The organism is Kitasatospora sp. NPDC029367 (assembly GCF_055569135.1).
The window spans coordinates 71,612-82,316 of record NZ_JBVHYH010000001.1 but is presented as its reverse complement, the minus strand read 5'-3'; the positions used below and the strand labels follow the sequence as shown (position 1 = coordinate 82,316).

General features: G+C 73.9%; 7 protein-coding genes. 4 read left to right on the top strand and 3 right to left on the bottom strand.

Annotation, left to right across the window (positions count from 1 at the left end; translation table 11 throughout):
- Window positions 1–143 precede the first annotated feature (143 nt).
- From ACZ4W5_RS00395 to ACZ4W5_RS00385, 3 genes are all read right to left on the bottom strand, one after another.
- Window positions 144–2,231, bottom strand: a complete 2,088-nt coding sequence (locus tag ACZ4W5_RS00395) for a hypothetical protein (protein WP_465651700.1) — start codon at window positions 2,229–2,231, stop codon at window positions 144–146.
- Between the two features lie 204 nt (window positions 2,232–2,435).
- Complete coding sequence (locus ACZ4W5_RS00390) at window positions 2,436–4,007, bottom strand: lipase maturation factor family protein (protein ID WP_465652183.1); 1,572 nt, start codon at window positions 4,005–4,007, stop codon at window positions 2,436–2,438.
- Between the two features lie 342 nt (window positions 4,008–4,349).
- A complete protein-coding gene (locus ACZ4W5_RS00385; RefSeq protein WP_360240313.1) occupies window positions 4,350–5,426 on the bottom strand; it encodes a GAF domain-containing protein in 1,077 nt (358 codons plus the stop codon).
- Window positions 5,427–5,869: 443 nt separating this feature from the next.
- On the opposite strand from ACZ4W5_RS00385, the gene ACZ4W5_RS00380 reads away from it, so the two are divergent.
- The 4 genes from ACZ4W5_RS00380 (at window position 5,870) to ACZ4W5_RS00365 (ending at window position 10,658) form a co-directional block, all read left to right on the top strand.
- Window positions 5,870–7,207 carry an acyl-CoA dehydrogenase family protein gene (locus tag ACZ4W5_RS00380; RefSeq protein ID WP_465651698.1) on the top strand — a complete coding sequence of 446 codons (1,338 nt, stop codon included), beginning with the start codon at window positions 5,870–5,872 and terminating at the stop codon, window positions 7,205–7,207.
- A gap of 516 nt (window positions 7,208–7,723) precedes the next feature.
- Window positions 7,724–9,847, top strand: a complete 2,124-nt coding sequence (locus ACZ4W5_RS00375; RefSeq protein WP_465651696.1) for a sensor histidine kinase — start codon at window positions 7,724–7,726, stop codon at window positions 9,845–9,847.
- Window positions 9,847–10,278: a roadblock/LC7 domain-containing protein gene (locus ACZ4W5_RS00370; RefSeq protein WP_360240307.1), complete on the top strand. Its 432-nt coding sequence runs from the start codon at window positions 9,847–9,849 to the stop codon at window positions 10,276–10,278. Before ACZ4W5_RS00375 ends, ACZ4W5_RS00370 begins: the two co-directional genes overlap by 1 nt.
- On the top strand, window positions 10,275–10,658 hold the full coding sequence (locus ACZ4W5_RS00365; protein WP_207813170.1) for a DUF742 domain-containing protein: 384 nt from the start codon (window positions 10,275–10,277) through the stop codon (window positions 10,656–10,658). The genes ACZ4W5_RS00370 and ACZ4W5_RS00365 overlap by 4 nt, the downstream gene beginning before the upstream one ends.
- Window positions 10,659–10,705 lie beyond the last annotated feature (47 nt).

Genomic DNA, 10,705 nt, shown 5'->3' with positions numbered 1-10,705 from the left:
AGCGCCCGTGGGGGTGTGCAGGTTCGGTCTCGTTGCCCTTCATCCTCCTCCCCCCCCCCCCCCCCCCACACCCCCCCCCCCCCCCCCCCCCCCCCCCCACCCCCCCCCCCCGGCCCCTGCGTGTCCGGCCAGCCGCCCGGACGTCAGCCGCGCGCGGCGGTGACGGCGGCGCCCAGCGCCTCCTTGATCCGGGGGCCGAGGCGGGCGAAGCCCAGCTCCTTCATGGCCGCACGGAGCAGCTCCTCGTCGCTCCGCCCGGTGCCGTCACCGTCGATCCAGCGGACGACGGCGAGCAGTTCGTCCGCCGAGTAGGCGGTCACGGGGCGGCCGGGGGTGAAGTCCGGCTTCGCGGGACGACCGGTGGCCTCCTCGGCGACGGGCTCGGGCTCGAGCTCGGGCTCGACAGCGGGGGTCACCTCGGCGACGGTCTCGGGCTCCGGCTCGACGGTCGGCTCGGCCTCGACAACGGCCTCCGGCTCGGCAGCGGGCTCCTCGACCGCCTCGACCTCGACGGCGGTCTCGGCGACGGCCTCGGGCTCGACCTCGGCGGCGGGCGCCTCGGCAACAGCCGCAAGCTCCTCCTCCACCACGGCCGGAGCCTCCTCGACGGCGTCGACCTCGATCGGAGACTCCTCGACCTCGATGGCCTCGACCTCGATGGCCTCGACCTCGGCAGCCTCGACGGGTGCCTCCGCGATCGCCTCCGGCTCGACGGCGGGCTCGACCTCGACGACCTCGGCCTCGGCCTCCACCTCGACGTCGACCTCGGCCTCAACCTCGGCAACAACCTCAGCCTCTGCGGCAGGCTCCTCGACCTCGACCGACTCGGCCTTCGCCTCGTCCGCCTGCTCCGCGACCTCGTCCGCCGCTGCGGCCTCGGCCAGGGCGGCGGTGGCGGCAGCCACCAGGTCGTCAGCGGCCGGGGAGGGCGCCGGGAGGGAGACCACGGCGGCCGGAGCCTCCGCCTTCTCCTCCTCCACCGCAGCAGGCTCGGCCTCGACGGAGTCCACGTCCGAGCCGGATGCCGTCTCGACGGCCTCGGCCTCGACGTCCGCCTCGGTCCGGAGCTCGTCCACGACCTCCACCGAGACGTCGGTATCGGCGTCGGCGTCGGCGTCGGCGTCGGCGTCCGTGTCGGTGTCGGTGTTGGCGTCGGCCTCAACCGGGGCCTCGACCTCGGCCTCGGGCAGCTCGGTGACCGTCTCCTCGACGACCGCCTCCTCGGTGACCGTCTCCTCGACGACCGGCTCCACGGCAACCGGCGCCGCAGCCGCCGACCCCGCCAGCCCGTCCCGCTGCCCGCCCGCGAGCGCCTGCCGCGCCGCGTACGCGGCCTCGGCGGCGCGGCGGTCGGCCTTGGCGGCCGTGAGTTCGGCGAGCAGGTCGGCGAGGCCGGCCTCCTCCAGGGTGGCGCGCAGGCTGCGGATGGTGGGCAGGCGGTAGAGGGTGCCCTCGTCGGCGGCGAGGCGCTCGACCAGGTCGGCCAGTTCCACGAAGGCGAGCCCGTCGAGGTCATGGTCGGGCAGCAGTCGGGCGAGGCCGCGCAGGCCGGTGTTGATCGGCTCGAAGGCCTGGGCGGTGCGCTCGACCAGGTCGCCGTCGGCGGGCACGCGCGGGAGGGTGCCGGCGGGGGCGACGGCGGCCCAGGCGCGGCGCTCGATCTCGGCGGAGGTGAGCGCCTCGTGCAGGTCCTCGCGGCGGACCTTGCGGTCGTGGGCGAGGGCGGCGGCCTGCTTGCGCAGCGAGCGGCCGCGCAGCCAGGACAGCTTGACGCCGTTCTCCCGGCGCCAGCTGCTGTCCGCGGTGGCGGCGGCGAGGGCGACGAGGTCGGCGTCGTACGCGGCGCCGGTGAGGGTGGCGGAGGTGCGGCGGACCCGCTGGAGCATCTCGACCAGCAGTGCGGTCTTGGCCACGGTGTCGGGCTCGTCCAGCTCGACCTCGGCGGCCATCGCGGTGACGGCTTCCCAGGTCTGCTGGAGGTCGCTGCCGCGGAGTTCGGCGAGCGCGGTGGAGGCGGCGCGGGCGTCCTCGGGGGTGGCGACGGTGTCGACGGCCGCGTACCAGGCGTGGGTGTCGGCGCTGAGCGTGAAGGCCCCGAGTTCGGCGTAGCGGCCGAGGTCCTCGCGGAGGTCGGCCTCCGCAGCGGCGTCCTGGGGGTCCTTGACGTCTGCGGCGTCGGCGACGTCCGCCGGGTCGGCTGCGTCGGCGTTGCGCGAGTGAAGCACTGTCATGTGAGGTCCGGTTCTGGGCGACGGCGGCGGGGCTGACGGCGAGGGGGCGGCGGACCGGGTGCACGGGGCCCCTGGGGCGGGACCGGGGGGCGTGCGAGTCGGGCCGCCGGTTGTGGAGGCCCAGAATACGGGTGCCCGTTCGAGGCTTGCACGCACCCACCGCCGGACGGGCCGGTGTCGTATGCCGTACCGCTCGCCTGGCCGCTACTCGGGAGGGCCGTCCGGGTGGCCGGGTGCTGGTCCGGGCGGGTGGCCGGGGTGCTCCGTCCGTGGACCCGACCGTCGGAGCCGGTCGAGCGGGACGGTACGGAGGCCTCGGCCTGGCCGGGCGGGCGGCGGGTGGTGGCCGGCCCGGCGGAGGGCGGCCAGGTCGACCGGCGCGAGGTAGGCGTGGAGCGCGGTGCGGTGCCACCAGGCGCCGGTTTCGCGCAGTTCGCGCCATCCGGTGAACCGGTACAGGTAGAGGGTCGCCCGGACGTGGGTCGGCGGGGCGTCGGGGAAGGGGTTGTGGCGCAGCAGCCGCAGCGTCGCCCGGTCGCCGGCCAGCAGGCGGGCGACGAAGGGCAGGAACCAGGGCCGGGCGTAGCTGGGCGAGATGCCGGCGAACCACATCAGCCAGTCCAGGCGCAGGTGGTAGGGGGCGTACTGGCGCGGGAGGCGGCGCACGTCGCCGGGTTTGCCCTTGAAGCCGTACTCGCGCCAGACGGTGTGCGGGGTGACGACGGCCTCGTCGGTGCCCTCGACGACGACCTCCTGGCGCAGGCGGTTGACGCTGCCGAAGGCGCCGTAGGTGTTGACGAGGTGCAGCCGGTTGAAGGAGCGGTTCATCACCTGGCCCCGGGAGAGCAGGTTGCGCACCGGCCAGTAGCTGAGGACGACGACGGCGGCGGTGACGGCCATGACCACCGCCTGGTACCAGACGGGGGCGCCGGGGGCGGTGTGGGTGCGGACGGGCAGGCCGAGGCGGGCCGGTTCGACGGCGGCGAGCGTGAGCACGACGGTCAGCCAGTTGAGCCAGGCGAAGTTGCCGGAGGCGATCAGCCACAGCTGGGTGGCGATCACGGCGCAGGCGGCGTAGCTCGCGACGGGCTGCGGGAGCAGCAGGCCGATCGGGACGAGGAGTTGGACGACGTGGTTGGCCGCCACCTCGATCCGGTGCAGCGGGTCGGGCAGGTGGTGGAAGAACCAGCTGAGCGGTCCGGGCATGGGCTGGGTCTCGTGGTGGTAGCGCAGGCAGGTCAGGTCGCGCCAGCAGGTGTCCCCGCGCAGTTTGATCAGCCCGGCGCCGAACTCGACCCGGAAGACCAGCCAGCGCATCAGCCAGAGCACGGGGGTGGGCGGGGCGGTGTCGGCGTTGCCGAGGAAGGCGGCGAGCGAGCCCGCTTCGAGCAGCAGTGACTCCCAGCCGAAGGAGTACCAGGTCTGCCCGACGTTGACGATGGAGAGGTAGAGGGCCCAGAGCACCGCCCACATCGGGATCGAGGCCCCGAGCGGGAGGGCGTCGCCGAGGCCGGCCGCCACCGCGGCGGCGAGTGCGGCGCCGGTCAGGGCGACGGCGGCGAAGAAGCGGTCGCTGTAGTGGAGGTGGAAGAGGGCGGGCGAGCGGCGGAACGGGACCCGGGCGGTGAAGCGGGGCACCGGGAGCATGCCGTCGGTGCCGATGAGGGCGCGGAACTGCGCGGCCGCGTTGAGGAATCCGATCAGGTAGAGGCCGGCGAGCAGGCGTTGGACGAGCAGTCGGCTCAGCCAGTAGTCGGGGGCGGCGAACCAGTCCATCCAGTCCATGCGGCCCATGCCTACCACCGGCGGGCCGTCGGTGGACGGCGGCTCGCCCGTCGCGGCCCGCCCGGTGCGGCCCGGCCGGTGCGGCTCGCCCGTCGCGGCCCGGCCGGGAACGGCACTGTGGCGGGGAGCCTCTCCTCGGGGGTGAGAGGCGCCCCGCCACAGTGGTGGGCCGTGCGGGTGGTGCGATGGGCCGTGCTCGGTGGAACGGGTGGTGCGGGCAGTGCGAGTGGTGCCACTGGTACGGGCAGTGCGAGTGGTGCGGGCAGTACGGGTGGTGCGGTGGGCGGCTGCGCCCGGGCGCGGTGCTGCGGCGCACGAGCGGCGGTCGGCCGCTCAGCTCGGCAGGACGAGTCCGGTGCCGCCGGCGACGCCCGGTCGGCCGGTCGCGGTGGCCGCGCCGTTCTGCTGGAGCCGGTCGACCAGCAGGGCGGCCAGGGTGCCGAGTTCCTCCTCGGTGCGGGACTGGGCGGTGACGTCCATGCCGACGGTGAGGACGCCGTTGACCTGGCCGGTGCGCGCGGTCCGCAGCGGGGTGCAGGTGAAGCTGAAGATCTGCTGGATGCGCTGGGCCTCGGGACGGCCGGACTGGATCCGGACGTCGTTGAGGACGGTGGCCCGTCCGGTGTGGAAGGCCTCCGCGACGGCCTGCTGGAGGCCGGCCGCGCCGAGCTGGGGGTAGGCGGTGCCGATCGAGCCGTACGCCACCGGGGCGCCGAAGGTGTCGGCGTGCTGGGCGTTGGCGTAGCGGATCTCCTGGCCGGGGCCGTCGGTCAGCATGATGGGGAACGGGGAGCCGTCGAAGGCGGCGAACATCTCCTGCTGCTGGGCGAGCAGGTTGTCGCGCAGCCGGATCTCGGAGAGCAGCGCCTCGGCGAGGTGCTGGATGTCGCGCAGCCGCTCGCGTCCCCACTGCCGGGGTTCCCGGTCGAGGACGCAGACGGTGCCGATGACGGTGTTGGTGTCGTCCACCAGCGGGGCGCCGAGGTAGGCCCGGACGCCGAGTTCGTCCACGACCGGGTTACCGGCGAACCGGGGGTAGGCGAGGATGTCGTCCAGTGCGAGGGGCGAGCGCTGGGCGACCACGTGCGGGCAGAAACCGTGACTCAACGGCATCTGTCGGGTGGGAAGGTCGAAGGCGATGCCCCGATCCGCCCAGGACGCGCCTTCTTCAGCCGCCAGTTCGGAGGAATTTGGCGGAATGTAGAGCCCCCGGAACATCTGGCGCTCGTCGTTGATGAAGTTGACCATCGCGATGGGAGCGCGGGTGATGCTGGCTGCCAGGTGGGCGAAGCGGTCGAAGGCCTCGTCGGCGGAGGGTTCGTTGAGACCCAGGCTGCGCAGCCTGCGGGTCCGCTCGGATTCCCCGGCAGCACTCGGGAACTGGCCTTGAGTGCTCATCACATCAGTCATGGCGCACATGTAATCAGACATCCGGGCGCCGCGGTGCTACCGGTACCGGTCACCTGCCTTGCTGATGGACAGTCAAAGCAGCATGTGAGCGACCACCGGCGCTCCGCCCGAGGGGCAAGGTCAATCCCCTCCCGACCCGCTGACAAAACCCGCCCCCAAGCGGACGGGCCGAATCCCGCCAATCCAAGATCCACTATGTATGGATCCCAGGTGCACATATGACAATGAGCCCTGCCGAAGACACGGACGGTAGTTCCCCTGGCCCCACGGGGGCGCCGCCCCTGGGGCAGGGCACGCCCTGGGTCCGCATGCACCGATGGCTTGGAAGCGATCGGCACCGCCACACCTCCACACCCCCACCCGATCTCTCAGGGGGAGCGGCCGGAGCGGCATCTACGGCATGAACGGGAGGCACGACACCCACCGGAACGAGAGGACCAAGCATGGCGATGGACTACTTCACCGACGAACGACACGAGAGCCTCCGAGCCGAGGTGCGTGAGTTCGCGGAGAAGGAGGTGCGTCCTCAGGTGGCCAGAATGGAGGCCGACCGGGAGATCGAGTTCGAGCTCTCGCGGGAGATCGCCCGCCGCGGCTGGATCGGCGTCACGATCCCGCGCGCGTTCGGCGGCCTGGGTCTGGGGCACCTCGCCAAGACCGTGATCGTCGAGGAGCTGGCGCGGGTCAGCGGTGCGATGGGCGCGATGGCGCAGGCCTCCCAACTCGGCGTCGCCAAGGTCATCCACTTCGGTTCGGACGCCCAACGGCGCGAGTGGCTACCGAAGTTCGCCTCCGGGGAGTGCCTGCCGACGATCGCGGTCACCGAGCCGGAGTCCGGCGGCCACGTGCTCGGCATGGCCGGCACCGCCCGGCGCGAGGGCGACGAGTACGTACTGAACGGCCGCAAGGTGTTCGTCGGCAACTCGCACATCGGCGACGTCCACGGCGTGGTCTTCCGTACCGACCGGGGCAGCAGGGGGCTGTCCGCCTTCCTGGTCGAGAGCGACCGGCCGGGCTTTCGCACCGGCACCATCGGCACCCAGGGCGGCCTGCACGGGTTCAGCTTCGGCGAGCTCGTCTTCGAGGACTGCCGCGTCCCGGTCGGCAACCGGCTCGCCGAGGAGGGCCAGGGCCTCGACGTCGCCTACTCCTCCTCCACCCTGTACGGCCGGCTGAACCTGGGCGCCGTCGCGCTCGGCATCCACGTCGCCGTGGTGGAGGACACGGTGCGCTACGCCGAGGAGCGGGTGCTCTACGGCAAGCCGATCAACCAGGTGAACAGCATCGCCCTCAAGCTCGGCGAGATGCAGTCCCGGCTGATGACGGCCAAGTTGGCCGCGTACCACGCCTCGTACCTGCTCGACCACGGCAAGGCCTGCGACGCCGAGCTGATGAACGCCAAGCTGATCAACACCGAGTACGCGATGGACTCGGCACGTCAGGCGATGGAGATCTTCGCGGCGCGCGGCACCCAGGAGGAGCACAACATCATCCGCTACCTGCGGGACGCCACCCACATCTACGCCCCGGCCGGTACCTCGGACGTGCAGAAGCTGCGGCTCGGACAGGTGGCGTCGGGCACGTACGGCAAGCAGTGGTCGGCCGAGCTGGCCGACCTGGCGAGCTGGGCGTGGACCGAGCTCAACGAGCTGGAGTCCGGGGTGACCGGGGCCGCCCGCGCCGCCGGGGCCTCCCCGGCGGAGGAGCTGTACGGGTACGGCCCGCGCGGAGTCCGGGGTGTCCGGGGCGGCCGCGTGGTGCCGCTCTCCGCCGCGGGCTGATCCGCGCGGCGGGCTGATCCGGCGCGGGATCCGGAACCGCCGCCGCCCGGATGGTGGCGAACTTTCGGTGTGACGACGATTTGACCTGTTCCTGACGGCTCCCCGAGCGGCCCACCGGCCTCCCGGGGGGCCGTTTCCGCTCCGCGCCGACCGCGCTGAGCTGCGGCGTTCCGTCGGCGAACGCTCCGACCGGGAATGGTCGTTCCTGCCAGCACCCGTTCACATATCGTCAGTTGATGTTGCGATGAAGCCACCTGGGACTGATAGGTTTCCTGCCGTCGGCGGCCGAGCTGTACCCGCACGGACGGTGACACCGCGTCACCCCGTCCGGCGACCCCGGCCCCTCGGCGCCCTGACGCCCGGTCCGGGCCGCTCGGGCCGACCCACCGTCCGGCCCCGAGACCCGGCCTGCAACTCGGCCCTGCGACAAGGAATCAGATGCCAGGCATATCGGCCCCCCGCACGGGCCACCGCGCCGGCCGGTCCGGCTCCCTCCGCAGCTCGCTCCTCGCTCTCGTGCTGGTCCCCAGCCTGGGCCTCGCCGCCGCCTGGGGCTACGCCGCCTACCTGCTGCGCGACACCGCGAACCGCACCGCGCTGCTGGCCGGCACCGCCGTCGTCGCCCTGGTGCTGCTGGTCAGCCTGGTCCGCGGCGTCCGGGTCGCCCGGTCGCTGTCCGCCCGGCTCACCGGACTGCGCGGCGACACCTTCGCGCTCGCCCAGCACGAGATCCCCGAGATCGTCGGCCGGCTGCGCGCCGGGGAGCCGGTGCCCACCCCGCCCACCTGGGCGCCGTCCCGGCGGGTCGGCGACGAGGTCCAGCAGACCTTCGACGGCCTGGCCGCCGTCCGGCAGGCCGCCGTCGCCGCCATCGTCCACCAGGCCCAGGGCCGCGAGGGGACGAAGAAGGTCTTCCTCAACATCGCCCGCCGCACCCAGATCCTGATCCACCGGCAGATCAGCATGCTCGACGCGCTGGAGCGCGAGCACGAGGAACCCGAGCTGCTGCGCGAACTGTTCGCCGTCGACCACCTGGCCACCCGGATGCGGCGCAACGCCGAGAACCTGGTCATCCTCGGCGGCGCGCTGCCCGCCCGGCGCTGGCGCAACGCCGTGCCCGTGGTCAACGTGCTGCGCAGCGCCGTCTCCGAGACCGAGAACTACGCCCGGGTCGTCGTCCAGGGGGTGCCGCGCGCCTCGCTCAGCGGGCAGGCCGTCGCCGACGTGATCCACCTGATCGCCGAGCTGATCGAGAACGGCACCACCTTCTCCCCGCCGTACACCCAGGTGCAGGTCTCGGCCCAGGAGGTCCCCAAGGGCCTGGCGGTCGAGGTCGAGGACCGCGGCCTCGGCATGACCGCGGAGGAGTACGAGCGGCTCAACGAGTACCTGGCCAACCCGCCCGAGCTGGACGTCTCCGCGCTCGGCGACGACCTGCGGCTCGGCCTGTTCGTCGTCGCCCGGCTGGCCGCCCGGCACGACATCCAGGTCACCCTGCGGCCCTCGCCCTACGGCGGCACCCGGGCCGTGGTGCTGGTGCCCTCGGCGCTGCTGGAGCAGGCCGAGCAGCCGGCCGCGGTGCCCGGACTGCCCTCCGGCGCGCGGGTCACCCGCACCCCGGTGCCCGAACCGCGGCCGTCCGACGGGGACTTCGGCGTGGTCGACGACGAGCTGTCCGGCGCGCTGGCGGGGGTGCTCAACGGGCTGACGGGCGGCACGCCGGGCGGGGCCGGTGGAGTCGACGGGGCCGGTGGAGTCGGTTCCCCGGCGGTGCCGACGGAGCCGGCAGGCGGCGCGGCGGGCAGTGGGGCCGACGACGGGGTGATCGTCGGTGAGCTGCTCGCGCCGCAGGAGTTCGGCCAGCAGGAGTTCGGCCAGCAGGGCTTCGGGCCGCAGGAGTTCGCGCGGCCGGACGGTGAGGGCGGCGGGCCCGCCCTCGACAACGCCGGGCTGCCGGTCGGTGCCGAGATCCCCGGGCTGCCCGGGGCCGTGGTGGTCCCCCGGCCCGTGCTGCCGCGCCCGTACGACCTGCCGACCGGGCCGTCGGCGGAGCTCGCCGCGCAGCTCGACGCCGGAGTCGGCGCAGGGGCCGGCGCGGCTCCCGGGCCCGTGGACGGACGGCCCCTGGGCGGGGCGGCGCAGGCGGACCCGGCCGTCGTCGCCTCGGCGACCGTGGACCCGGCGGCCGTGGACCCGGCGGGCGGCCTCGACGGGGTGCCCGCCGACCGGTCGACGCCCACCCACGAACGCCCGCAGGAGGACAGCGTGGAGCACGGCCCGGACGGCGAACTGCGCACCCCGCGCGTCCTGCCGCAGCGGGTCCGCAACGCCAGCCTCGCCGAGCAGCTCCGCGAGGCCAACGCGCCCGGCGCCATGATGCCGCCGTCCACGCAGTCAGCGCCGTCGGCGCCGTACGGGGCTCACGCCGCCCCGGCCGGCCCCCGGTTCGGCGAGGCCGACGACCCCTCCCCGGCGCGGTCCCGCGCCACCATGGCCGCCATCCAGCGCGGCACCCGGAGCGCCCGCGCGACCGGTACCGGACCGGACGCGACCGCCACCGCCCCCCACCCGGCCGCACCTTCCGCCCCCGAGGGAGCCGCGGAAGCCCCCGCCGTTCAGGAAGCCAAGGAACAGCAGTGATGACGCAGCACACCGAGACCCAGCGCGACCTCAACTGGCTGCTGGACCAGCTGGTGGCGCGGGTCCCCGAGACCCAGCACGCCATCGTCCTCTCCGAGGACGGACTGCTGGTCGGCACCTCCCAGGGCCTCGACCGGGCCGACGCCGAGCACCTCTCGGCCGTCGCCTCCGGTCTGCAGAGCCTGGCCCGCGGCGCCGGGCACCGCTTCAACGGCGGACGGGTCCGGCAGACCGTGGTCGAGATGGACCAGCTGTTCCTGTTCGTCACCACCGCCGGACAGGGCGCCCGGCTCGCCGTGCTCACCAGCGAGCAGGTGGACGCCGGGCTGATGGCCTACGAGATCAACATGCTGGTCAAGCAGGTCGGCCAGTACCTCACCGCGGCGCCGCGCAGCGACGCGGGCGGGCCCGGCCCGGGTGGCGGTGCGTGACCAGCGCCGACGCCGACGAGGGCTGGTTCTACGACAAGGACGCCGGCCACCTGGTCCGCCCCTACGCGATCACCAACGGGCGCACCGGCCCGGTCCGTGACGGCTTCGCGCTGATCACCCTGGTGGTCACAGCCGACCCGCGCACCGACACCAGCCGGTTGACCCCCGAGCCGGCCGCGATCCTCGACCTGTGCCGCGAACGCCCGCTGGCCGTGGCCGAGATCGCGGCCACCATGGACCTGCCGGTGAGCGTGGTCAAGGTGCTGCTGGACGACCTGGCGGAGGCCCGGCTGATCCTCACCCGGGCCCCGGTCCAGCTCGCCGAGGCACCGGACATCTCGCTGATCCAGGCTGTGATCGAGGGCGTCCGCAGACTCTGACCGCTTGCCGCGTCCGCCGCATCCCCACAGTTCCCCTCCAGGAGACC